At 72.4% G+C, this 22877-nt stretch carries 22 protein-coding genes; 16 read left to right on the forward strand and 6 right to left on the reverse strand.

What is annotated here, in order from left to right; genetic code table 11:
* Window positions 1-10: 10 nt before the first annotated feature.
* Window positions 11-742, reverse strand: a complete 732-nt coding sequence (locus ACFYTT_RS04525; protein WP_131054941.1) for a class I SAM-dependent methyltransferase — start codon at window positions 740-742, stop codon at window positions 11-13.
* 159 nt (window positions 743-901) lie between these two features.
* A complete protein-coding gene (locus ACFYTT_RS04530; RefSeq protein WP_387257726.1) occupies window positions 902-2143 on the reverse strand; it encodes a hypothetical protein in 1242 nt (413 codons plus the stop codon).
* Between the two features lie 314 nt (window positions 2144-2457).
* Here ACFYTT_RS04530 and ACFYTT_RS04535 point away from each other — a divergent pair, with 314 nt between their 5' ends.
* From ACFYTT_RS04535 to ACFYTT_RS04545, 3 genes are all read left to right on the forward strand, one after another.
* Complete coding sequence (locus tag ACFYTT_RS04535) at window positions 2458-3744, forward strand: D-alanyl-D-alanine carboxypeptidase family protein (RefSeq protein ID WP_387257727.1); 1287 nt, start codon at window positions 2458-2460, stop codon at window positions 3742-3744.
* Between the two features lie 102 nt (window positions 3745-3846).
* Window positions 3847-5067 carry a D-alanyl-D-alanine carboxypeptidase family protein gene (locus tag ACFYTT_RS04540; protein ID WP_387257729.1) on the forward strand — a complete coding sequence of 407 codons (1221 nt, stop codon included), beginning with the start codon at window positions 3847-3849 and terminating at the stop codon, window positions 5065-5067.
* Between the two features lie 88 nt (window positions 5068-5155).
* Window positions 5156-5938 (forward strand): M15 family metallopeptidase, encoded by a 783-nt coding sequence (locus tag ACFYTT_RS04545; RefSeq protein WP_357213689.1) that lies wholly within the window; start codon window positions 5156-5158, stop codon window positions 5936-5938.
* On the opposite strand, the gene ACFYTT_RS04550 is transcribed toward ACFYTT_RS04545, so the two are convergent.
* Window positions 5916-6737, reverse strand: coding sequence for a helix-turn-helix domain-containing protein (locus ACFYTT_RS04550; protein WP_387257731.1), 822 nt, complete (start codon window positions 6735-6737; stop codon window positions 5916-5918). The two genes, ACFYTT_RS04545 and ACFYTT_RS04550, sit on opposite strands and share 23 nt — an antisense overlap.
* Window positions 6738-6867: 130 nt before the next feature.
* Here ACFYTT_RS04550 and ACFYTT_RS04555 point away from each other — a divergent pair, with 130 nt between their 5' ends.
* The 13 genes from ACFYTT_RS04555 to ACFYTT_RS04615 all read left to right on the forward strand — a co-directional run bounded on the left by ACFYTT_RS04555 (window position 6868) and on the right by ACFYTT_RS04615 (window position 20307).
* Entirely contained in the window at window positions 6868-7236 is a 369-nt protein-coding gene (locus ACFYTT_RS04555) for a nuclear transport factor 2 family protein (protein ID WP_387257732.1), read from the forward strand.
* Between the two features lie 171 nt (window positions 7237-7407).
* Window positions 7408-8337, forward strand: a complete 930-nt coding sequence (locus tag ACFYTT_RS04560; RefSeq protein WP_254876864.1) for an ion transporter — start codon at window positions 7408-7410, stop codon at window positions 8335-8337.
* A 202-nt stretch (window positions 8338-8539) separates the two neighbouring features.
* Window positions 8540-11362 (forward strand): Na+/H+ antiporter subunit A, encoded by a 2823-nt coding sequence (locus ACFYTT_RS04565; protein WP_176094068.1) that lies wholly within the window; start codon window positions 8540-8542, stop codon window positions 11360-11362.
* The gene (locus ACFYTT_RS04570) at window positions 11359-11832 is read left to right on the forward strand and encodes a Na(+)/H(+) antiporter subunit C (protein WP_131053580.1); all 474 of its coding nucleotides are present in this window, start codon (window positions 11359-11361) and stop codon (window positions 11830-11832) included. The genes ACFYTT_RS04565 and ACFYTT_RS04570 overlap by 4 nt, the downstream gene beginning before the upstream one ends.
* Window positions 11829-13403, forward strand: coding sequence for a Na+/H+ antiporter subunit D (locus ACFYTT_RS04575; protein ID WP_176094069.1), 1575 nt, complete (start codon window positions 11829-11831; stop codon window positions 13401-13403). Before ACFYTT_RS04570 ends, ACFYTT_RS04575 begins: the two co-directional genes overlap by 4 nt.
* A gap of 11 nt (window positions 13404-13414) precedes the next feature.
* Window positions 13415-14029, forward strand: a complete 615-nt coding sequence (locus tag ACFYTT_RS04580) for a Na+/H+ antiporter subunit E (protein ID WP_387257733.1) — start codon at window positions 13415-13417, stop codon at window positions 14027-14029.
* Window positions 14026-14289, forward strand: coding sequence for a monovalent cation/H+ antiporter complex subunit F (locus ACFYTT_RS04585; RefSeq protein WP_131053583.1), 264 nt, complete (start codon window positions 14026-14028; stop codon window positions 14287-14289). Before ACFYTT_RS04580 ends, ACFYTT_RS04585 begins: the two co-directional genes overlap by 4 nt.
* Window positions 14286-14663, forward strand: coding sequence for a monovalent cation/H(+) antiporter subunit G (gene mnhG, locus ACFYTT_RS04590; protein ID WP_387257735.1), 378 nt, complete (start codon window positions 14286-14288; stop codon window positions 14661-14663). The genes ACFYTT_RS04585 and mnhG overlap by 4 nt, the downstream gene beginning before the upstream one ends.
* A gap of 388 nt (window positions 14664-15051) precedes the next feature.
* Entirely contained in the window at window positions 15052-16251 is a 1200-nt protein-coding gene (locus ACFYTT_RS04595; protein ID WP_131053585.1) for an RtcB family protein, read from the forward strand.
* A gap of 136 nt (window positions 16252-16387) precedes the next feature.
* Window positions 16388-17614 carry a glycosyltransferase 87 family protein gene (locus ACFYTT_RS04600; RefSeq protein WP_236145765.1) on the forward strand — a complete coding sequence of 409 codons (1227 nt, stop codon included), beginning with the start codon at window positions 16388-16390 and terminating at the stop codon, window positions 17612-17614.
* On the forward strand, window positions 17611-18636 hold the full coding sequence (locus ACFYTT_RS04605; RefSeq protein WP_387257737.1) for a glycosyltransferase family 2 protein: 1026 nt from the start codon (window positions 17611-17613) through the stop codon (window positions 18634-18636). Before ACFYTT_RS04600 ends, ACFYTT_RS04605 begins: the two co-directional genes overlap by 4 nt.
* Complete coding sequence (locus ACFYTT_RS04610) at window positions 18633-19628, forward strand: lysylphosphatidylglycerol synthase domain-containing protein (protein ID WP_387257739.1); 996 nt, start codon at window positions 18633-18635, stop codon at window positions 19626-19628. Before ACFYTT_RS04605 ends, ACFYTT_RS04610 begins: the two co-directional genes overlap by 4 nt.
* A 46-nt stretch (window positions 19629-19674) precedes the next feature.
* On the forward strand, window positions 19675-20307 hold the full coding sequence (locus ACFYTT_RS04615) for a class I SAM-dependent methyltransferase (RefSeq protein WP_387257741.1): 633 nt from the start codon (window positions 19675-19677) through the stop codon (window positions 20305-20307).
* A gap of 12 nt (window positions 20308-20319) precedes the next feature.
* Here ACFYTT_RS04615 and ACFYTT_RS04620 read toward each other — a convergent pair whose 3' ends face one another.
* From ACFYTT_RS04620 to ACFYTT_RS04630, 3 genes are read right to left on the reverse strand one after another with little or no spacing between them, the layout of a single operon-like run.
* Entirely contained in the window at window positions 20320-21126 is an 807-nt protein-coding gene (locus tag ACFYTT_RS04620; RefSeq protein ID WP_131054066.1) for a BTAD domain-containing putative transcriptional regulator, read from the reverse strand.
* On the reverse strand, window positions 21126-21875 hold the full coding sequence (locus tag ACFYTT_RS04625; protein WP_387257743.1) for a polysaccharide deacetylase family protein: 750 nt from the start codon (window positions 21873-21875) through the stop codon (window positions 21126-21128). Before ACFYTT_RS04625 ends, ACFYTT_RS04620 begins: the two co-directional genes overlap by 1 nt.
* Window positions 21872-22873: a glycosyltransferase family 2 protein gene (locus ACFYTT_RS04630; RefSeq protein WP_357213668.1), complete on the reverse strand. Its 1002-nt coding sequence runs from the start codon at window positions 22871-22873 to the stop codon at window positions 21872-21874. Before ACFYTT_RS04630 ends, ACFYTT_RS04625 begins: the two co-directional genes overlap by 4 nt.
* Window positions 22874-22877 lie beyond the last annotated feature (4 nt).

A 22877-nucleotide genomic window follows, 5' to 3' on the forward strand; every position in this document is an offset into this window, starting at 1 on the left:
TCCGGTCGGATCAGCGCAGCACCAGCAGGTCGAGGTGGTCGACCACCGGTGCCGGGGCACTGCCCCGGACCGCCTGGCGTAGCCGGGCCATGCCGGCCCGGAACTCGGATTCGGTGATCAGGTGCAGGGGGGTGTGCGCGCGGCGGTCGATCCGGTCGGCGTACTCGGCCAGCGAGGTGGCCACGGTCTGGGCGACCGGCTCGACGCTGCTCACCGGGAACCCCGCCGCGGCGAACGCGGAGCGCACCCGGGACAGGCTGGGGAACTGGTCGAGCACCCGGATCGCCTCCGGGAACCACTCGAAGAGGGCGACGAGCTGGTGCCGTCCCGGGAAGGGGGAACGGATCAGCACCGGAGCGCCCGGACGCAGCACCCGGCGCAACTGCCGGGCCACGGCGTCGAGATCGGGTACGTGGTGCAGCATCGTCGAGAGCCAGGCACCATCCACACTGGATGCGGCCAGCGGGAGCGCGGTCGCCTCACCGGCGAGCATCGGCCGGTGCGGGCACCGGTCACGCATCGCCGGGGCCGGCTCCACCGCCAGCACGCGTACGCCGTACCAGCCGGCGAAGGTGGTGGCCCAGGCTCCCGTACCGGCGCCGAGGTCCAGCAGCGTCGACCCGGGGTGTGGTCGCAGGTGCTCCCGGACGGCGTGTCGCCAGTGGGTCAGGCCGGCGGGTGCCAGCTCGCGGGTGGCGGCGAACGCGGCCGCCTCGGCGTCGTCGTACGAGATCAGACCCACGGTCACCCCTCCGACCGCGGCCGGCGGCTCCGGCCCCGCTCTGTAACGTTTTGTAGTCGCTTGGTGACTGAGGGGTCAACCAGTTGTGAGAGATGCCGCAAAAAGAGATGGTGGGCGATGGCTGCAGCCATCGCCCACCATCCGTGGTGTTCCGTCAGGTCAGCTGACCGAGCAGGGTGCCAGGTTGACCAGCTCGGCGGGCCGGTTGCCGTCGACCCGGCCGATCGCGGTGGCGATCCGGTTCAGGGCGGCGACACGCCGGTCCTTCAGCGGGCCGACGACCGTGTTCTGCACGAAGTTCGCTCCACCCTCCGGGCGTACCGCGAGCTGGGCGAGACGGGCGTTGGCGTCCGCGATCTGGTTGTCCAGGTTGGCCAGCTCGCGCTGCACCTCGGCGGCGGCCTGAGCGGGTACGGCCGGCAGGCGGTCGGCGACACTCGGGCAGTTCACCCGCTGCGCCACGCCGGCCCCGGCGTTGCCGTTGTTGCCCGCGTTGCCGTTCCCGGCGTTGCCGTTGTTCCCGGCGTTCCCGTTACCCGCGTTGCCGCTGTTGCCGTTGACCGCGCTGGGGGTACCCGGGGTGTTCAGTCCGCAGGTGGCGAGGCTGGCGAGGTTCGGGCGCTGGCCACCGGCCCGGTTGATGTTGATGCCGATGCGGTCGAGGGCGGCGGTGCGCTTGCTGGCCAGTGGGCCGAGGATGGCGAGCTGAACGAAGTTGGCGCCGCCCTGGGGGTTGGCGGCCTGGGCGGCGAGGCGGGCGTTGGCCTCCTCGATCTGCTTGTCGAGGTTGGCCAGTTCCTGCTCGACGCCGGCGACGGCGGCGGCGGGTACGCCGGAGAGCTTGTCCCGGACGGTCGGGCAGTTCGCCGTCTGCGCCGCTCCGGCTCCGGCATTGCCGGTGTTGCCGCCGTTGTTCGCGTTCCCGGCACCGATGTTGCCGTTGCCCGCGCCGCCGTTGACGGCGCTGGGGGTGCCTGCGGCGTTCAGTCCGCAGTTCGCGAGGCTGGCCAGGTCGGGGCGCTGGCCACCGGCCCGGTTGATGTTGATGCCGATGCGGTCGAGGGCGGCGGTGCGCTTGCTGGCCAGTGGGCCGAGGATGGCGAGCTGAACGAAGTTGGCGCCGCCCTGGGGGTTGGCGGCCTGGGCGGCGAGGCGGGCGTTGGCCTCCTCGATCTGCTTGTCGAGGTTGGCCAGTTCCTGCTCGACGCCGGCGACGGCGGCGGCGGGTACGCCGGAGAGCTTGTCCCGGACCGTCGGGCAGTTCGCCGTCTGCGCCGCCCCGGCGCTGTCGTCGGCGGAGGCCAGCGTCAAGCCCGCGCCGAGCAGCGCGACCGCGAGGATGCCGACGCCGCCGACTTTCAGGGCGGCTTGCTTCCGCTGCTTCTGGGTACGCCTGACCATGATTCTCTCCTCATGAATGACCGCCGGGCGGGCCGACCGCGTCGGCGGCCGCCGGCTGAAGCGCCGTGGGAAGCCCGGGAGCCTCGACAGCGGCGGCCGTTCCGCATGCCGGAGCCTGTCCCGGGGTGACCGTCGGACGCGCTTCGGGAGCGCTCCCGCCGCAGGTCCGAACGTTGTGGTGTGTTCGGCTGTGGATACGGGGGGCGCGCGGGATCGGTTCAACCGGTGCGTGTGGAAGATCGGCACCATCGCGTCGAGTCGGCGGTCCGACCGATCGGGTGCGGCCGCCGATCGTGCCGTTAGTCTGCGTCTTCATGAGCGTCCGGGCCTTCTCCGTCGCCGTCGTCGTCCTCGCGATCGTGGCGATCCCCGCGACTGCCGGTGCGGCTGCGATCACCGACCGTGTCGCCGCCGTGTCGCCGCCGCCTGCTGCGCCGGCCGCCACGCCGACTGCTGTGGTGCCCTGCCCGAAGGCCGTCGCGCCGAAGGTGACCCGCTCGCCCCGGCCGACCCCGCCACCCTCGGACCCGGAGCACCGGGTGGTCGGCGGGGAGCCGCTGGCGACCTCGGGACTCGTCGTGCCGCCGGGCGTACCGTCCCCGCCGAGGGTGACCGCGACCTCGTGGCTGGTGGCCGATCTGGACACCGGCACCGTGCTCGGTGGCTGTGGCCCGCACGAGTACGCCACCCCGGCCAGCGTGCAGAAACTGCTGCTCGCCGCGACCATGCTGCCCCGACTCGATCCGGAGCAGGTGATCAGGGTGACCCGGGAGGACCTGGACATCGCGCCCGGCTCCTCGGCGGTCGGGCTGCTGCCCGGTGGCCGGTACCGGGTGGAGACGCTCTGGCTCGGTCTGCTGTTGCAGTCCGGCAACGAGGCGGCCAACGCGCTGGCCCGCCTCGGCGGTGGCCCGGACGGTGCGGCGGGCGGGGTGCGGGCGATGAACGAGTACGCCCGGCACCTCGGCGCGTTGCAGACGCACGCGGTCACGCCGTCCGGGTTGGACGGTCCGGGGCAGTTCACCAGCGCGTACGATCTGGCGCTGATCGCCCGGGCCTGCTTCGCCGACCCGACGTTCCGCCGGTACGCGCTCACCGAACGCACCCGGATCCCGGCCCAGCGGGGGCTGGGCGCCAGGGGTTTCCAGATCCAGAACGAGAACCAGCTCGTGCACCGCTATCCGGGTGCGCTGGGCGGCAAGACCGGCTTCACCGACTACGCACGGCACACCTACGTCGGCGCCGCCGAGCGCGACGGTCGCCGGTTGGTGGTCACGCTGCTCGGTGCCGAGCCCCGACCGCAGCGCGGCTGGGAGCAGGGTGCCGCCCTGCTCGACTGGGGTTTCCGGCTGCCCCGGGAGGCCGGCGTGGGTCGGCTGGTGGAGCCGGGGGAGTGGGACGCCGCACGAACGCCCGTACCGCCTCCGCCGGCCCTGCCCGCGCCGGCCGAGGCGCCGCCGGTGAGCACCACGACCTCGGCCACCGTCGACGACCGCCCGGGCGCGGGCACGGTCGTAGCGCTGGCGGTCGGCGCGGCCGCGATCGCCCTGGCGGTGGTCGCCGCCCGCCGGATCCGCGCCTCCGGTCGCACCCGCGACTGACCCGACGATCCGCACCACCCGCCGGCCGGCGGACGCGCCGACCGCGTGTGCGATGGTCGATTTGCCGGACCAGTCGGTAATCACCCGATAGTGTCGCTGGATGTGAGAGTCCGAGCCCTGGTCGTCGCGGTGGCGACGGCGCTCATGACCACACCGCTGCCGGCGACCGTGGCGGTGGCGGCACCCGTGCCGTGTCCACGTCCGGCACCGCCGGCTCCCGGGCCGTCGCAGCCGGTCACGCCGTCACCGGACCCGGTGCAGCGGGCGGTGGGCGGCGCGCGGCTGGCCACCCAGGGACTGGTCGTGCCGACGACGGTGCCCCGGCCGCCCGAGGTGGCCGCCACCTCGTGGCTGGTGGCCGACCTGGACACCGGTGCGGTGCTGGGCGGCTGTGGCCCGCACGAGTACGCCACCCCGGCCAGCGTGCAGAAACTGCTGCTGGCCGCGACCATGCTGCCCCGACTCGACCCGTACGACATGGTCACCATCACCGCCGGGGACCTCGACATCGAACCCGGCAGTTCGGCCGTGGGGCTGGTGGAGGGCGGCCGGTACCGGGTGGAGACGCTCTGGCTCGGTCTGCTGCTGCGGTCCGGCAACGAGGTGGCGAACGCGCTGGCGCGGGCCGGTGGTGGGCCGGACGGCATGGCGGGCGGGCTGCGCGCGATGAACGAGCGGGCCCGGGCACTCGGCGCGTACCAGACGCACGCAGTGACCCCGTCCGGGCTGGACGGTCCGGGGCAGTTCACCAGCGCGTACGACCTGGCGCTGATCGCCCGCGCCTGCTTCGCCGACGAACAGTTCCGGCGGTACGCGGCCACCCGGGAGGCGAACATCCCGCCCCAGCCGGCGCAGGGCACGAAGGGCTTCGCCATCGACAACGACAACCAGTTGCTCTACCACTATCCGGGTGCGCTGGGCGGCAAGACCGGCTACACCGACCTGGCCCGGCACACCTACGTGGGCGCGGCCGAGCGGGGCGGGCGTCGACTGGTGGTCACCCTGCTCGGCGCGGACGTCGTCGACAAGCGGGGCTGGGAGCAGGGTGCCGCGCTGCTCGACTGGGGGTTCGCGCTGCCCCGGGACACCTCGGTCGGGGTGCTGGTGAGTCCGGGCACCGCCACGTCCGCCGTACCGTCGGCCTCGGTGCCGCCGCAGGCGCTGCCCGGCGGGGCCGCGGCGGAGCCCGCACCGCGGACGCTCGGCGCCCCGCTGCGGTGGGCCTCGCTGGTCGTGCTCGCCGTCGGCGTGACGCTGCTGGCCGGCGCGCTCGTCACCCGGCATCGCCGCCGTGCCGCCCACCGTGGCCGCCCGGCCCGCTGAACCCGCCCGGTCCGCGTCGACAACACACCGGGCGACCGGTCCGGCCCGGTGCCGGCTCGGTCGGTGGGCGGTCGTCCCGACGGCCGTGGTGGGACTGGTCGCGGGGCTGGGCGGGTGCGGGCGGAACGCGCCGACGCCCGAGCCGTCCCGCACGCCACCGCCGGCGTCGGCACCGGCCCGGCCGGGCCTGGTGGTCCTGTCCGACCTGGACGGACGCATCCTCACCGACATCCGCTACGCCACCGCGCACAACTTCGTCGGTCGCCCGGTCGACGGTTACCAGGAGCCGCTCTGCCTGCTCACCGCGGCGGCCGCGCGGGCGTTGCGCCGGGTGCAGGACGCCGCCCTGGCCACCGGTCACCGCCTCAAGGTGTACGACTGCTACCGCCCGCAGCGTGCCGTGAACGACTTCGTGGCCTGGGGCGCCGACCCGGGGCGGCAGGAGACCAAGGCGGAGTTCTATCCCCGGGTGGCCAAGTCCGCGCTGTTCGACCGGGGCTACCTCGGTGCCCCCACGTCGCACAGCCGGGGCAGCACGGTCGACCTCACGCTGGTCGAGGAGCCGCCGCCCGAGCGGTCCGGGCCCGTCCCGGGTCGGCCCCCGGCCGCCTGCACCGACCCGTACGGCCGGCTTTCCACCGACGGCAGCGTGGACATGGGGACCGGCTTCGACTGCTTCGACCCGCTGTCGCACACCGACTCGACGGCGGTCGGCGCCACCGCACAGGCGAACCGGCGGTTGTTGCGGGACCTGATGACCGACGGCGGTTTCGTCGGTTACGACCGGGAGTGGTGGCACTTCCGCTACCGCGACGAGCCCTGGCCGGACACCTACTTCGACCTGCCGGTCACGCGCTCGTCGGCGGACTGAGCGGGGCGAGGTCGCGCAGCGCCTCGGCGGTGGCCGGGTCGGCGGGGAAGAACGCCTCCACGGCCAGCCCGGAGACCGTCACGTCCAGCGGCGTGCCGAAGAGCGTGGTGGTGCTGAAGAAGGAGAGTTCGCCGTCGTCGTGCCGGAAACGCAGCGGGACGGCGACCCGTGCGGCGAGGTCACCGACCGGCTCGGCGGGTCCCTCGCCGCCGGGGTAGCCGCGCAGCTCGTCGTGCAGCGCGGTCAGCACCGGGTCGCTGGTCGTCTGGGCCTGGTGACGCAGTCGCCGGAGCAGATGGGCGCGCCACTGCGCGAGGTTGAGGATGCGCGGTGCCATGCCGTCGGGGTGCAGGCTGAGCCGCAACACGTTGACCGGCGGGGTGAGCAGGTCGGGATGGGCGTCGGCGGTGAACAGGTCGATCGTGGGGTTGGCCTCGAGGAGGTGCCAGTGCCGGTCGACGAGCACGGCCGGGTACGGGTGGTGCCCGTCGAGGATCCGGCGGACGGCGGTGCGGACCGGGGCCAACTCCGGGTCGGCCAGGTCGTGCGCGGGGAAGGCGGGCGCGTACCCGCCGGCCAGCAGCATCACGTTGCGGGCGGCCAGCGGCAGGTCGAGTTGTTCGCCGAGCCGCATGAGCAACTCCCGGCTCGGCCGGGAGCGGCCGGTCTCCACGAAGCTCAGGTGCCGGGTCGAGACGCCCGCCTCGATCGACAGGTCGAGCTGGCTCAGCCCGCGTACCCGCCGCCAGTAGCGCAGCAGCGTGCCGACCGGACGGCTCGGCGAGGTCACAGTGGTCACCCCGCCGACCCTAGTGAGGGCTGGTCGCCCGAACCATTACCCACGAGGTAATCGACACCATGCACGGCGGCCGGGAAACATCGGTCCCGGCACCGAGAGCCGGGCCGTATGTGGCGACGAGGAGACGGGGATGGCTGTCGAGTTCGACGAGCTGGTCGAGCGGTACCTGGCGATCTGGAACGAGACCGACCCGGCGCGGCGACGCCGGGAGATCGACGACCTGTTCGCCGCCGAGGGGCGTTACGTCGACCCGCTGGTGGTCGCTGAGGGGCGCGACGCCGTCGACGCGACGATCTCGGCGGTGCAGGACCGGTTCCCCGGGATGACGTTCCGTGCGGTGGGTCCGGTCGACGGCCACCACCAGCAGGTCCGCTTCACCTGGGAACTCGGCCCTGAGGGTGTCGAGGCGCCGATCGCCGGATTCGACGTGGCGACCGTCGACGACGACGGCCGACTGACCCAGGTGCTGGGGTTCCTGGACCGGGTCCCGGTGGCGTAGCTCCCGGACCGGCGACGGCCCGTCCGGAGTGGACGGGCTCCGCGGAGGCCGGGCAGTCTGGCCCACGGCGTCCCGTACGCTGTGGGCCATGACTGCTGTACGTCGATGCCACCGTGACGCACGGTGGCCGGACGCGCCGGTCCCAGACCTCCCGTCGGGGTCGGTTGTCGGGTGATTGTCACGCGTGTGCCGGTCCAGCGGGGTGGGCCGGTGGAGCTGCCGCCCGAGTCCCGGCTCGCCCGCGCCTGCCACGAGATCGCCGCCTCGCGGTCGTTCGAGGTCACCATCGTCGCGGTGATCCTCGCCAACGGGGTGGTGCTCGGTCTGGAGACCTATCCCGATCTCGGCACGGCGGGCACCGCGCTGCACGGCGTCGAGTGGTTCTTCCGGACGGTCTTCGTGGTCGAGATCGCCATCCGGCTGCTGGCCTACGGTCGCCGCCCGCAGGACTTCTTCCGGCACGGCTGGAACGTCTTCGACTTCCTGGTGATCGCGGCGATCTTCGTCCCGGGCCTGCATGGCGACTCGGCGCTGTTGCGGGTCGTCCGCGTGTTGCGGATGGTGCGGCTGGTGCGGTTCTCGCCCGGCCTGCGCATGATCGTCGCGGCGTTGTGGCGCAGCCTGCCCGGTATCGGCGGGTTCCTCGCGCTGGCGATGGTGACGCTCTATGTGTACGGCATGGCCGGATGGTTGATCTTCAAGGACGCCTACCCGGAGGAATACGGGGACATCGGGCGGTCGTTGTTGACACTGTTCGTCTTGCTCTCCCTGGAGACGCTGCCGGACCTGATCGAGCAGGGCATGGAGTTCTCGCCGTGGACCGTGCTCTACTACGTGAGCTTCGTGGTGATCACCGTCAACCTGCTGCTCAACATCCTCATCGCGGTCTTCGTCAACTCGATGGAGGAGGCCCGGCGGTTGGAGATGACCGAGGGGCTCGCCCCCGGCTACGACCAGGACGGTGACGGGGTGCCCGACGAGTTGGACCGGATCGCGATCAGCCAACGGCTGGACGACCTGCGCACCCTCATCGTCGAGCTGGAACGAGAACTTCGTATCGACCGCGATGACGGGCGACTCCGACGTGCGGGACGAGACTGAACGTCCGTTAAGGTGTGATCGGATCTCCTGGTGGGCCGCAGGTTTCGCGCGTGGGTCGGGTTGTGAACCGCACGTGAACTCGCACACGAGCCGGGGCGGTCTGTCAGGGTGACACACCTTTGATCCGGATCACGGCAGATGCGGATTGCGGTCCTTACCGGATAGGGTCGTCACACCGACGAATGATCTCTGGGGAGGGTGTGTGCTGGTACTGGTGGCGGTCCATGCGCTGACAGCTGTGATCGCCCCGGCGCTGGTGCGGACCTGGGGACGGCACGCCCTCTACCTGGTGGCACTGGTGCCTGGCGCGACGCTGGTGTGGGCGTTGACTCACACGAGCGGGGTCCGCTCCGGTGAGCCGGTGGTGGAGACCGTCTCCTGGGTACCGCAGTTGGGGCTGGAACTCGCGCTACGGATGGGCACGCTGTCCTGGCTGATGGTCATCCTGGTCGGTGGGGTGGGCGCGTTGGTGCTGGCGTACAGCGCCCGCTACTTCCGCTCCGACGACCCGAGCCTGGGACGCTTCGCCGCCGTGTTCGTCGCCTTCGCCGGCGCGATGCTCGGCCTGGTCGTCTCCGACGACCTGCTGCTGCTCTACGTGTTCTGGGAGCTGACCACGGTCTTCTCCTACCTGCTGATCGGCTACGACCCCGCCAAGCGGGCCAGCCGACGGGCGGCCATGCAGGCGTTGCTGGTGACGACGCTGGGCGGCCTGGCGATGCTCGCCGGTTTCGTCATGCTCGGTCAGCACGCCGGCACCTACCGGTGGTCCGAGGTCGCCGAGAACCTGCCCGGCGGCGGCTACCTCGCGGTGGCGGTGGTGCTGGTCCTGCTGGGCGCACTGAGCAAGTCGGCGATCTTCCCGTTCAGCTTCTGGCTGCCCGGCGCGATGGCGGCACCCACGCCGGTCAGCGCATACCTGCACGCCGCGGCGATGGTCAAAGCCGGTGTGTTCCTGGTCGCCCTGATGGGCCCGGCGGTCGCCGAGGCCGGACCGTGGCGTCCGGTGCTCCTGGTCGCCGGTCTACTCACGATGTTCTTCGGCGGCTGGGCCGCGTTGCGCCAGACCGATCTCAAGCTGCTGCTGGCCTACGGCACGGTCAGCCAGCTCGGCCTGCTGATGGTGATCCTCGGTGGCGGCACCCGGGACACCGCGCTGGCCGGAGTGGCGATGGTGCTGGCCCACGCCCTGTTCAAAGCGACCCTGTTCCTCACCGTCGGCGTCGTCGACCACATCACCGGCACCCGTGACCTGCGCGAACTCAGCGGACTCCGGCGCCGCGCACCCGCCCTGGCCGTGGTCGCCGGTCTCGCGGCCGCGTCGATGGCCGGCCTGCCCCCGATGGCCGGGTTCGTGGCCAAGGAGGCGGCGGTCGAGGCGCTGCTGCACGGCGGCACCGCGAACCTGGTCGTCCTCGCCGGGGTGATCCTCGGTTCGGTGCTGACCGTGGCGTACACCCTGCGGTTCATGTGGGGTGCCTTCGCCGACAAGCCCGACACCCCGGACACCGAGTCCACGCCGGTGTCCTGGTCCCTGCTCGCCCCGGCCGCCGTGCTGGCGGTCGCCGGTGTCACCGCCGGCCTGTTCGCCCCGGCGGTGGACCGCCTGCTCGCCCCGTACGCCGACCTCTACCGCTCCGCCGAGCCCGGCTACCACCTGGCGCTCTGGCACGGCCTGACCCCGGCGCTGGGTCTGTCGGTGCTGGCCATCGCCGCCGGCGCCGGCCTGTTCCACCTGATGCGGCGGGAGCGGGTACGCGCGACGCTGCGCCTGCCGTTCGACGGCGCCAGCGTCTACAAGAAGGCCATCAGCGGCATCGACCGCCTGGCGGTCGAGCTGACCGGTGCCACCCAGCGTGGTTCGTTGCCGTTCTATCTCGGCGTGATCCTGGTGGTGCTGGTCGTCCTGCCCGGCGGCACCCTGATCGCCGGGAGCCCCTGGCCGCAGCGCTTCCACCTGTGGGACACGCCGTTGCAGGGGGTCGCCGCCGCCGTCGTTGTGGTCGCCGCCGTGATGGCCGCCCGCGCGCTGCGCCGGCTCACCGCGATGATCCTGGTCGGCGTCGCCGGCTACGGCATCGCGCTGTTGTTCGTCCTGCACGGTGCGCCCGACCTGGCGTTGACCCAGTTCCTGGTGGAGACCGTCACGATCGTGATGTTCGTGCTGGTGCTGCGCCGCCTGCCGGTGAAGTTCTCGGAACGGCCGATCCGGGCCAGCCGCCGGGGACGTGTCGTGCTCGGCATCGCCGTCGGTGCCGTCACCGCCGGCATGGCGTACGTCGCGACCGGCGCCCGCCAGGCAGTCCCCATCTCGGTGGACTTCCCCGACGAGGCGGTCTCCTACGGCGGCGGCAAGAACGTGGTCAACGTGACCCTGGTCGACATCCGGGCCTGGGACACCATGGGGGAGATCGCGGTGCTCGTGGTGGCCGCCACCGGCGTCGCCAGCCTGATCTTCCGTCATGCCCGTGACCTGGACCGGCGCGGTCAGATCCCCGGCGGGAACCCGACCGAGTCGACCCGGCCCCGCTGGCTGACCACGGGCGCCACCGCGCGTTCCCAGTCGGTCATCCTCCAGGTGGTCACCCGACTGCTGTTCCACGCCATCCTGCTGTTCTCCATCTACCTGCTGTTCAGCGGCCACAACGCCCCGGGCGGCGGCTTCGCCGCCGGTCTGGTCGCCGGCCTCGCCCTGGCCGTGCGCTACCTGGCCGGTGGGCGTACCGAGCTCAACGGCGCGGCACCGGTCGACGCCGGTGCGGTCCTCGGCGCCGGACTCTTCGTCGCGGTCGGCACGGGCGTGGCCGCGATGCTGCTCGGTGGGGAGTTCCTCCAGACCGCCCTGCTCGACTTCTATCTGCCGGTGCTGGGGCACATCCACTTCGTCACCTCGGCCTTCTTCGACGTCGGTGTCTTCCTGATCGTCGTCGGGCTGGTGCTGGACATCCTGCGCAGCCTGGGTGCCGAGATGGACCGCCAACACGAGACCGAGGACGCCGAGATCCGCGAGAAGGAGCTGGTGTGACACCCAACCTCACCTACGTCATCGTGGTGGGCGTCCTCGTCGCCGCGGGCGTGACGTTGCTGCTGGAGCGCAGCCTGACCCGAGTGCTGATGGGCGTCATCCTGCTCGGCAACGGCGCCAACATGCTGCTGCTCACCGGCGGGCGCGCCGGCACCGCGCCGATCGTCGGCGACAGCCCGCAGGAGGAGATGAGCGATCCGTTGCCGCAGGCGATGATCCTCACCGCCATCGTCATCACCCTGGGCATGACCGCTTTCCTGCTCGCCCTGGCCTACCGGAGTTGGCACCTCAACGGGCACGACGAGGTGCAGGACGACGTCGAGGACCGCCGGATCATGGATCTCGCGGAACGCGACGAGGGTCCGGGCGATGCCGACGCCGGCACCGGTGACGACGATGACGACGACGACGCGAACACCGAGACGGAGCGGTCCCGGACCGCCTCGGTCGACGCGGGGAGGGCCGGATGACCTACCTCGTTCCGCTGCCGGTGGTGATGCCGCTGCTCGGCGCGGCAATCACGCTGCTACTGCTGGGCCGTCCACGTGCCCAGCGGTGGGTCAGCCTCACCGTGCTCACCGCCACCGTCGCGGTCGCCGCGATGCTGCTGGTCCGCTCCAGCATCGACGGTCCGCTCGTGGTGGAGGTCGGCGGCTGGGTCGCCCCGATGGGCATCGTGCTGGTCGCCGACCAGCTCGCCGCGCTGATGCTGGTGGTCTCCGCCTCGGTCACCCTCTGCGTGCTGGTCTACAGCATCGGGCAGGGTATGGCCGACGGCAACGAGGAGACGCCGCTGTCGGTCTACCACCCGACCTATCTCGTGCTGACCGCCGGTGTGTGCAACGCGTTCCTCTCCGGTGACCTGTTCAACCTCTACGTCGGATTCGAGATCCTGCTGGTCGCCAGCTACGTGCTGCTGACCCTGGGCAGCACCGAGACCCGGATCCGGGCCGGCACCACGTACGTCGTGGTCAGCCTGCTCTCCTCGGTGATCTTCCTGGTCGCCATCGGCCTGGTGTACTCCTCGACCGGTACGCTCAACCTGGCCCAGCTCGTGGACCGGCTGGACGCGCTGCCCGACGACATGCGCCTGCTGTTGCAGGGCATGCTGCTGCTCGCCTTCGGCATCAAGGCGGCGGTGTTCCCGCTGTCGGCCTGGCTGCCGGACAGCTATCCGACCGCCCCGGCCCCGGTCACCGCGGTCTTCGCCGGCCTGCTGACCAAGGTCGGTGTGTACGCGATCATCCGGACCGAGACGCTGCTGTTCCCCGGTGGCCGTACGGCCACCCTGCTCCTGGTGGTAGCGGTGTTGACCATGCTGGTCGGCATCCTCGGTGCGGTGGCGCAGTCCGACATCAAGCGGTTGTTGTCGTTCACCCTGATCAGCCACATCGGGTACATGCTGTTCGGCGTCGGGCTCACCTCGTCGCTGGGCCTCTCCGCGGCGATCTTCTACGTGGTGCACCACATCACCATCCAGACGACCCTGTTCCTCGCCGCCGGCCTCGTCGAACGTCGCGGCGGCAGCACCGCCATGGACCGCCTCGGCGGCCTGGCACGACTGTCGCCGGTGTTGGCCATCCTCTTCTTCGTGCCCGCGTTGAATCTCGCCGGCATCCCACCGTTCTCCGGGTTCCTCGGCAAGGTCGGCCTGGTGCAGGCGGGTATCGCCGACGGCGGCGTGCTGGCCTGGATCCTGGTCGCCGGCGGTCTGGTGACCAGCCTGCTCACCCTCTACGCGGTCGCCCGGGTCTGGAACCTCGCGTTCTGGCGGGCACCGCACCCGGACATGCCGGACTCCGGTGACGCCGACCGGGCCTCCCGCACCGAGGGTGCGATCCAGCCGCAGGTGAACACCACCGGCCAGAGCGGCGCCGTGCTGCCCGGTCTGATGATCGCGCCGACCGTCGCCCTGGTGGCGCTCGGGCTGGCGCTGACCGTGGTGGCCGGTCCGCTCTTCGACCTCAGCACCGACGCCGCCGACGACCTGCTGCGGCGGACACCCTACGTCGAGGCCGTCTTCCCAGGGGGTACGCCGTGAGCCCCGACCAGATGACCCCAGCCCCGCCGACCGACTCGCCGAACCCGCCACTGACCCGGGCGGCGCGACGCCGCAACCGCATCATCGCGGTGACCGTGCTGGTCGTCGTCTGGGTGCTCCTCTGGGGCCACTTCACTGTGGCGAACATCCTCAGCGGACTGGTGGTGGCCGCCATCGTCATCGCGGTCTTCCCACTGCCGCCGGTGACGTTCGCCGGTCGGCTCCACCCGGTGGGGATGCTGCGCTTCTGGGCGCGGTTCCTCAGTGACCTGGTGGTCGCCTCCATCCAGATCGCCTGGCTGGCGTTCCGTCCCGGGCACATCCCGCGCAGCGCCATCATCGCGGTGCCACTCCGGGTGAACACCGATCTCAACCTCACCCTCACCGCCGAGGCGCTGTCGCTGGTGCCGGGGAGCCTGATCCTGGAGGCCGACCGGAACACCGGCACGCTGTTCGTCCACGTCATCAACGTGAACAGCATCGACGAGGTGGAACAGTTCCGGCGCGAGGTGCTGGCGCTCGAAGCCCGCATCATCGAGGCCATCGGCTCCGCCGACGAGCTGCGCCGCGTCCGCCAGAACCCCGACCCGACCCCACCGGCCGACCTGGAAGGGGCCGCGTCATGACCGTCGTCGCCGTGACCGTCACCGTGCTGCTCGCGGTGGCGGGCGGACTCACCCTGACCCGCATCATCCGTGGCCCGTCGATCCTCGACCGGGCCGTGGCCACCGATGTCCTGCTGGCCATCATCGTCGCCGGGATCGCCGCCGAGGCCGCCTACAGCCGCGACGCCACCGCACTGCCGGTGCTGGTGGTCCTCGCGGTCCTCGGCTTTGTCGGGTCGGTCAGCGTCGCCCGATTCGCCGCGCGGAGAAACACCAAATGAGCCTGGACGCCATCCTCGACATCGTCGCCGCCGTCTGCCTGATCAGCGGTGCGCTGCTCAGCCTCGCCGCCGGGGTGGCGCTGGTGCGCTTCCCGGACCTGCTCACCCGGATGCACGCCGCGGCCAAGCCGCAGGTCCTCGGGCTGCTGCTGGTGCTGGTCGGCTGCGCGCTGCGGCTGCGGACCGGGGTGGACATCACCACCCTGGTGCTGGTCGGCGTCTTCCAACTGGCCACCGCGCCGGTGGCGGCGCACATGGTCGGCCGGGCCGCGTACCCGCACGACGACATCCGTACCGATCTGCTGCTCACCGACGAACTCGCCGACCACCTTGACCGGGTCGGCGGCGATCAGGGCGGAGGCGCGCGCGTCTGAGCGTCGCTCAATATCGTTTGCGGCCCACCGGCGGTGGTCCCTACTCTTCTCGGCATCAGGTCACATCGGACCGGAGCCGAGAGGAGTACGCCGTGTCGACAGACGTCAGACCGCAGGACGGTTGGCCGACCCGGGGTGAACCCTGTCGGCTCGGGAAATCGCCGGCGTTGACCGGCGCCCGCCGCCTTCCGCCTCGGGGCTCGGAGCGCCGCAGCTAGCGCGCGTCCGCCCGTTCGTCGAGGCCGCCCACCCGCCACGGGTCCGGGCGGCTTCGTCCTACCCACCTACTTCTCCACTCGTCGCGCCGGTGCCGGAGGGCACCGGTGGCGCACCCCTGCCCGGCGTCGGCCGTGGTCGGGCGAGGAGCCACACACTTCGGGGGTACGTCATGGGATTCAGTCTGCTCGCGGGAACGCGGGCGCCGGTACGGGTCTGGACCGACCCGTACGCCATCGAGCCGCAGGCCGCACGGCAGCTGCGCAACATCGGGGCGCTGCCGTGGGTGCAGGGCGTCGCGGTGATGCCGGACGTGCACTTCGGCAAGGGCGCCACGGTCGGGTCGGTCATCGCCATGCGGCAGGCCGTGTCACCGGCCGCGGTCGGGGTCGACATCGGGTGCGGCATGTCGGCGGTCCGCAGCTCGCTGACCGCCGCCGACCTGCCCGACGACCTCGCCGGGCTGCGCCGGGCCATCGAGGACGCCATTCCGGTCGGCTTCGCCAAGCACGACGACCCGGTGGATCCGCGCCGGATCCGGGGCCTGGAGCAGCGCGGCTGGGACGACTTCTGGCGGGGCTTCGGTGACCTGGACCGGCGGGTGCAGCAGTTGGAGGCGCGGGCCCGGCGGCAGGTGGGCACGCTCGGCGGCGGCAACCACTTCATCGAGGTCTGCCTGGAGGAGGGCGGGACGGACCCGGGCCGGGTCTGGCTGATGCTGCACTCCGGCTCGCGCAACATCGGTAAGGAACTGGCCGAACGGCACATCGCGGTGGCCCGCCGGCTGCCGCACAACGCGGATCTGCCCGACCGGGACCTGGCGGTGTTCCTCTCCGGTACGCCGGAGATGGACGCCTACCGCCGGGACCTGTGGTGGGCGCAGGAGTACGCACGGCGCAACCGGGCCGTGATGCTCGCCGTGCTGATGAACCTGATGCGGGACCGGTTCCCGCAGGTCGGCTACGACGAGCCGATCAGCTGCCACCACAACTACGTGGCCGAGGAGCACTACGAGGGGGTGGACGTGTTGGTGACACGGAAGGGCGCGATCCGGGCGGGACGTGGCGAGCTGGGCATCATCCCCGGCTCGATGGGCACCGGTTCGTACATCGTGCGGGGCGGCGGGAACGACTGGGGGTACTGCTCCGCCTCGCACGGCGCGGGACGGCGGATGTCCCGGGCGCAGGCGAAGCGGACGTTCAGCACGGCCGACCTGGCGGCACAGACGGCGGGGGTGGAGTGCCGCAAGGACGCCGGGGTGGTCGACGAGATCCCCGGTGCGTACAAGGACATCACCGAGGTGATGGCGCAGCAGAAGGACCTGGTCGAGGTGGTCGCCCACCTCAAGCAGGTGGTCTGCGTCAAGGGCTGAGACCCCGGCCCGGCGTCCGCGGGGGGCGGACGCCGGGCCGGGGTTCACCCGCACCGTCGGTAATCCAGATCAGTTACAGAAACGGGTACCGCATCGATTGTTACCGTCGTCCCGCCGACGTCTGAAGGGGGATGCGGTGACGACCCTCTCGCCGACGACAGACTCCCGGCCGGCGCGCCGACTCGCCACGGTGCTGCCGGCCGCCGCGTTGCCGCTGCTCGCGGTGCTGGTGGCCGCCGCAGCGGTCGCCGTGCACCACGGCACGGGACGGTTCTGGGGCGACCTCGCCGTCTACCGGGCGGGCGCGGTCGCCGCCGCCGGTGGCGACGGCGCCCTCTACGACGTGATCCACCGGGGGACCGACGGCATCGACCTGGGCTTCACGTACCCGCCGTTCGCCGCGCTGCTGCTGCAACCGCTGGCGTACCTCGACGCCGCCACCGGCATCGGCCTCTGGACGCTGGCCACCGTCGCCGCCGTGGCGGCCGTGGTCCGGGTGACTCTGCGCGCCGCCGGGGCGGACACCGGACCCGGACCGGTCCTGCTGGGCACGGTCGCGGTGCTCCCGGTCTTCCCGGTGGCCGGGCACCTCCAGGTCGGTCAGGTGGGGCTCTTCCTGGCGCTGCTGGTGCTGCTGGACCTGACCGGCGATCCGGACCGCCGTTGGCGCGGCCTCGGTGTCGGCGTCGCGGCCGGGATCAAACTCACCCCGCTGCTGTTCGTGGTCTACCTGCTCTGCCTGCGTCGCTGGCGGGCCGCCGGAGTGGCGCTGGCCGCGTTCGCCGCCACCGTCGGGCTCGGGCTGGCCTGGCGGCCAGCCGACTCGGTCCGGTTCTGGGGCGGCGGCCTGTTCGACACCGCCCGGGTCACCGGTGATCCCCGGACCGTGTTGAACCAGTCGCTGCACGGCGCGCTGGCCCGGATCGGCGACACCGCCGACGTCCGGGCGGTCTGGCTGCCGCTGGCGGCACTGACGGCGGTGGCCGGACTGGTCGTCGCGGTCCGATGCGTCCGCGCCGGTCACGAACTCCTCGGAGTGCTGGCCGCCGCGACCACCGGCCTGCTCGTCTCGCCGATCTCCTGGCACCACCACTGGATCTGGTGCGTACCGGCCCTGGTGCTGCTGGCGGTGCGCGGCCGGCGGAACCGGTACGCGGTCGCCGTCGCGGTGCTGCTCTGGACCGCGCTGGTGGCCAGCGCCGCCTGGACGGTGATCGGGCTGCGTGGCGTCGACCTGCACTTCCGTGACTGGCAACTGCTGCACAGCAACCTGTACGTGCTCGTCGGGTACGCGGCGTTGGGCTGGCTGGCGTGGCGGCCGGACGGTGCCCGCTCCGACGGCGGGGAGGGGTGGCACCGGTGAGGGTGTCGGTGGTGGTGCCCAACTACAACAAGGAGCGAACCCTCGGCGACTGCCTGTCGGCGGTGTACGCGCAGACCGTTACGCCGGCCGAGGTGATCGTGGTGGACGACGCCAGCACCGACCGGTCCCGGCGGATCGCCGCCGGATTCGGCTGCACCGTGCTGGCTCTGCCGGTGAACGGGGGAGTGTCGGCGGCCCGCAACGCCGGTGCCGCCCGGGCCACCGGTGACGTGCTGCTCTTCGTCGACTCGGACGTCGCCCTGGCCCCCGGCACGCTGGCCGCGGCGGTGCGCGTCCTGCGGGAGCATCCGGACTGCGGCGTGGTGCAGGGCATCTACGACCTGCGCCCGCTCCACGACGACGGGCCGGTCGAGGCGTACAAGACACTGTTCGAGCACTTCTGGCGACGCCGGGCCACCGGGGTCACGTCCACCACCATGTTCGCGCTGACGGCTGTGCCGAAGGACGTCTTCGAGCTGGTCGGTGGCTTCGACGAGCGGCTGCGTGACGCCGAGGACGTGGAGTTCGGCACCCGGCTGCCGGCGCGCTACGAGATCCGGGTCAGTGCCGAGATGGTCGGCCGCCACGACGACGTGGACCGGCTCCGGCCGTACCTGTCGGAACTGTTCCGCCGCGCGGTGACGTACGCCGACGCGGTCGTCGCCGCCCGCTGGGAGCCGCCGGTCGCCGACGGACGCCCACCGCACCGGGTCGACGTCGGCGCGGTGGTCGGCATGGCCGGCACCGGGCTGGCCGTGGCCACCGCGCCGCTGGTCCTGGTGACACCCGGGCTGGTGGTGTTGCCGCTGGCCCTGCTGGTGACCGTCGGGGTGGCCGACCGGGCCCTGCTGGCGTTCGCGGCGCGGCACCGGGGTTCCCGGTTCGCGCTCTACGCCGCCGGAATGCGCCTGCTCACCCACCTGACCGAGTTCGTCGGGATGGGGCTGGGGATCTGCGCCGCGCTGTCGCGTCGGGTACGCGCCCGGGGCTCCCGTCCGGTCACCGTGGAACCGCGCCGGTGAGCGGCGGCTGGTGGCGGTGGCTCAACCGGGCCTTCACCGTCGCCTTCGTGGTGGCGTTGGCCGTCGGTCTGGTGCTCTTCGTCCGCTCCCAGGACTGGACGCCGGTAGCGACGCTGGCCGGTCGCCTGGACCCGTGGCGGGTGGGCGCGGCGGTCAGCGCGGCCCTGCTGGTCAACGCCGTCGGGCTGCTGCTGGGGGTGGCGTCCTGGCGGGCCATCTTCGTCGACCTGGGTGCGCCGGTGGACCGGTGGACCGCGTACCGGCTGTTCTTCGTGGGGTTCCTGACCAAGTTCGTGCCCGGTCGGTTGGTCGCCCTGCCGGTGCTGCTGCGGATGGGTCGGGAGATCGAGGTCGGGCCGGTCCGGCTGGCCGGGGTGTTCCTGCTGAGCTGGGCGGTGGTGGCGATGACCGGCATGACGCTGGGGGTCGCCGCCGGTCCGGCGGTGCTCTCCGGCGCCACCTGGTGGCTGCTGCTGGCCAGCGTCCCACTGCTCGTGCTCGTGGTCCGGCCGGACCTGCTCGACAAGGCGCTGGTCCTGGTGGCCCGGCTGCTGCGGCGTCCACCGCCGCAGGTGCGCGCCTCCCCGGCGGGCCTGCGACGGGCCATCGGCGCGCAGTCGCTGTCCTGGTTCGTCTCCGGGCACCACCTGTGGCTGCTCGCGGTGGCGGCCGGCGCGCCGCCGCTGCGGTCCTACCTGGTCTGCGTAGCCGGGTTCGCCGCCGCGACCGTCGCCGGGCTGGCCGTGATGGTGGCCCCGGACGGCCTGGGTGTCCGGGAGGCGGTGCTGATGCTCGGGCTGTCCACCGTGCTGCCGGTGGCCGTGGCCACCCCGGTGGTGCTGGTCAGCCGGTTGGTCTGCGCGCTCAGCGAGGTGGCCGTCGGTGGGGGAGGGCTGATGCTGGCCCAGTATCTGCACCGGCGCCGGTTGCGGCGCGACGGTCCGGTGCTCACCGGGCCGGTCCCGGTCGAGCGGTCGGCACCGGTCGGGTGAGCCGTTCGTGTTGACAGCCGCCGGGCGGGCCCGGCGGAGGAGGTCGGTGAGGGACGTGTCGAGACTACGGACGACGGCGGGACTGCTGGGGGCACCGGTGCGGGCGCTGGTACGGCGCAGTCCACGGCTGAACGCGGTGCTCTGGGACGCCCAGTACGCGTTGGGGATGTGGGGATACCTCGACGAGGCCGGCGACGGGAGCGTTCCGCTGTCGCTGATCGAGACGTGGGCGCCGCAACCGGCGATCCTCGACCTGGGCTGCGGCACCAGCGTCAACCTGGCGTTGCGCCGGGGCCGCTACCGGCACTACCACGGGGTGGACATCAGTCGGCGGGCCATCGGGACGGCCCGGGCGCTGGGTCGGCCGGACGCGTCCTACGCGGTGGCCGACATCCGCACGTACACGCCGCCGGACCGGTACGACGCGATCCTGCTGCGCGAGGTCATCTACTACCTGTCCGTGCCGGAGGCGGCGGACCTGCTGCGCCGGTTGCCGGGGATGCTCACCGCGCGGGGACGGATCCTCGTGCAGATCTACGACGTGCAGCGGTCCCGGCAGTTCGTGGCGGTGATCCGGGACTGCGGGCTGGAGGTGACCACCTGGCGACCGCCGGAGACCGGTGACGCCGGGCGGGACGCCTTCTTCGTTCTCACCCCCGCCGCCGTCGCGGAGCCCTGAGCCACACCGGGCCTACACCGGCACGCGCCGCTCCCACCATGGCCACACCGTCACCGGCTCGCTGCGCAGCAGCCGGCGGTGCAGGTCCTGGAGGCGGTGTCCCGGTTCGACGCCGAGCCGGTCGGCCAGCGTGGTCCGGGCGTCCTGGAAGGCGGTCAGCGCCTCGGCCCGCCGTGACGTCTGTCCGAGCGCGATGAGCAGCAGTTCCCAGAGCCGCTCCCGCATCGGGTGCTCGGCCAGCATCCAGCGCAGCTCGGCGACGACGTTCTCGATGTCGCCGAGCAGCAGCCGTACGCCGGTCACCTCCTCCCGGACGTCCTGGCGCAGCTCGGTCAGCCGGATCCGCTCGGCCTCGGCCAGCGGGCCGGTGGCCTCGTGCAGCGCCCGGCCCGACCAGCGCGCCAGACCGGCCTGGAACAGGTAGAGCGAGTCGGTCAGGTCTGCCTGGGCGCGGGCCGCCCGGGCCCGGCGGACGTCCTGCTCGAAGCGGACGGTGTCCACGGCGTCGGGCGGTACGTCGAGGGTGTAGCCGGGTCGGGTGGAGCGCAGCACCCGGGCCACCGCCGGACGGTCTCCGGGTGGTTCGAGGGCCCGACGCAGCCGGCCGATGTAGGTGTGCACCATGTTCTCCACCGAGTCGGGCCGCCGACCGACCCAGATCGCCTCGACGATCTGGGCGACGGACATCACCATGCCGCTGCGCATCGCCAGCACCGCCAGGACCTCCCGCTGCCGGGGGGTGCCCAGGTACAGGACGGTGTCTCCCCGCCGGGCCCGCACCGGACCCAGGAGCAGGATGGACAGTTCACTCTGCGACATCAGGGGCCTTCTCCCACCCGGCGCGGCCGGGGCGTCACGTGTGCGGGGACGGTGACGAAGCGCAGCCCACGGGCGGTCAGCCCGGGCAACACCTCGGCCAGGGCGGCGACGGTCTGCGACCGGTCGCCACCGCCGTCGTGGCAGAGCATGATCTGCCCGGGCCGGGTACGCGACAGCGTGCGGGCGATCCGCGCGACACCCGGACGACGCCAGTCACTGGGGTTCACCGTCCAGTCGACAGGAGTGAGGCCGAGCTCGGCGACGGTCCGCAGGACGGTCGGCGACCAGTTGCCGCCGGGCGCGCGGAACAGGCGCGGCGACACCCCGGTGGCGTCCTCGATGTCGCGCTGGGTCTGCGCGATCTCCGCGACGATCGCGGGTCGGGACAGCGCGGCGAACGGCTGCGGGTGCGAGCGGGAGTGGTTGCCGATCAGGTGACCGGCGGCGAGCACCCGCCGGGCCAGGTCCGGGTGTTCCCGGACGCGGTCGCCGATGAGGAAGAAGGTGGCGCGTACCCGGTGTCGGTCGAGCAGGTCGAGCAGGGCGGGCGTCCACTGCGGGTGCGGCCCGTCGTCGACGGTGAGGGCGACCTCCGCCCCGGCCAGGCCGAACGCCGGCCAGCGCGGGCCGCCGGGGGCCGCGTGACGGCGCAGTGTCTGCCCGCCGCGATAGGCGAACAGCAGGTAGTGCAACGCCTGTGCGTGCAGGTGCGCGCCGAGTCGGGTGACGGGTCCTCGGCGGGCGCTCATCGGGACGTCTTCGCCGCGGTGGCCCGGCTCGGCCCGAAGTCGCGGTCGGTGAGGTGACGGATCCCGCCGACCACGGCGCCGCCGACGACGGCGAGTTGGACCAGCAGGTGCACGGCGAAGAAGAAGAGGGTGAACGGCAGCCCGCGTCGACGCAGCACGAACCGCAGCAGCGCGGGCTCGGCGACCGTGAACAGGACGAGGAACAGCAGCGACAGCACCGGCCACCCGCCGGTGAGCGGTGCCGTCGGCAGCGTCGCCGGCACCGCCGCCGCGGTGAGCAGGCCCGCCGCGCTGTTGGCGCGGATCCCGGCCGGTCCGCGTTCGGCCAGGGCCACCGGAATCAGCATCTGCGAGCGGCGGAACTGCTTGGCCAGCAACGACCCGAGTCGGCTGTCGTCGTCGTGTCGGCAGACCACCGTGTCGGTGAGGACGATGCCGTACCGGTCGCCCATCCGGTCGCCGATCTCCACGTCCTCGGAGGCGCGCAGCTTCTCGTCGAAGAGGCCGACCGTGTCGAAGACCTCGCGGCGGATGAGGCAGATCGCGAAGAGGGTGGTGCGGACCCGCCCGACGTGGCGCAGCCGCCAGTGGTGCCCGTGCGTGAGCCGGTACGCCTCGACCGGGCCGTCGTCGAAGAGCGGCTCCAGCGCGTAGATGCCGTGTACGCAGGCGACGTCGGGCTGCTCGCGCAGGACGGCCAGGGCGTTGCCCAGAGCGTCGGGTTCCGGGGCGCAGTCCGAGTCGAGGAAGAACAGCAGGTCGCCGGTGGCGGCCCGGATGCCGCGGTTGCGGGCGGCGGCCGGGCCGGCGTTGCGGTCGGTGACCAGCAGCCGGCACGGGAAGCGCTGGGCGACGGCCCGGGTGTCGTCGGTGCTGGCGTCGTCGACCACGATGACCTCGGTCACCGGGTGCCGTAGTCGGTGCACCGCCGCGAGGCACGCACCCAGGGTCTTGGCGCTGTTGTGGGTGGGAACGATTACCGACACCGTCGGCGGCATGACG

This window comes from Micromonospora sp. NPDC003816, assembly GCF_042874705.1.
Lineage (GTDB): Bacteria > Actinomycetota > Actinomycetes > Mycobacteriales > Micromonosporaceae > Micromonospora.

Bases quoted from the DNA above. Each gene is read 5' to 3' on its own strand.
- ACFYTT_RS04625 (WP_387257743.1), bottom strand. From the start codon at position 21,875: ATGAGCGCCCGCCGAGGACCCGTCACCCGACTCGGCGCGCACCTGCAC.
- ACFYTT_RS04620 (WP_131054066.1), bottom strand. From the start codon at position 21,126: ATGTCGCAGAGTGAACTGTCCATCCTGCTCCTGGGTCCGGTGCGGGCC.
- ACFYTT_RS04575 (WP_176094069.1), top strand. From the start codon at position 11,829: ATGACCTACCTCGTTCCGCTGCCGGTGGTGATGCCGCTGCTCGGCGCG.
- ACFYTT_RS04595 (WP_131053585.1), top strand. From the start codon at position 15,052: ATGGGATTCAGTCTGCTCGCGGGAACGCGGGCGCCGGTACGGGTCTGG.
- ACFYTT_RS04530 (WP_387257726.1), bottom strand. From the start codon at position 2,143: ATGGTCAGGCGTACCCAGAAGCAGCGGAAGCAAGCCGCCCTGAAAGTC.
- ACFYTT_RS04535 (WP_387257727.1), top strand. From the start codon at position 2,458: ATGAGCGTCCGGGCCTTCTCCGTCGCCGTCGTCGTCCTCGCGATCGTG.
- ACFYTT_RS04580 (WP_387257733.1), top strand. From the start codon at position 13,415: ATGACCCCAGCCCCGCCGACCGACTCGCCGAACCCGCCACTGACCCGG.
- ACFYTT_RS04585 (WP_131053583.1), top strand. From the start codon at position 14,026: ATGACCGTCGTCGCCGTGACCGTCACCGTGCTGCTCGCGGTGGCGGGC.
- ACFYTT_RS04630 (WP_357213668.1), bottom strand. From the start codon at position 22,873: ATGCCGCCGACGGTGTCGGTAATCGTTCCCACCCACAACAGCGCCAAG.
- ACFYTT_RS04555 (WP_387257732.1), top strand. From the start codon at position 6,868: ATGGCTGTCGAGTTCGACGAGCTGGTCGAGCGGTACCTGGCGATCTGG.
- mnhG (WP_387257735.1), top strand. From the start codon at position 14,286: ATGAGCCTGGACGCCATCCTCGACATCGTCGCCGCCGTCTGCCTGATC.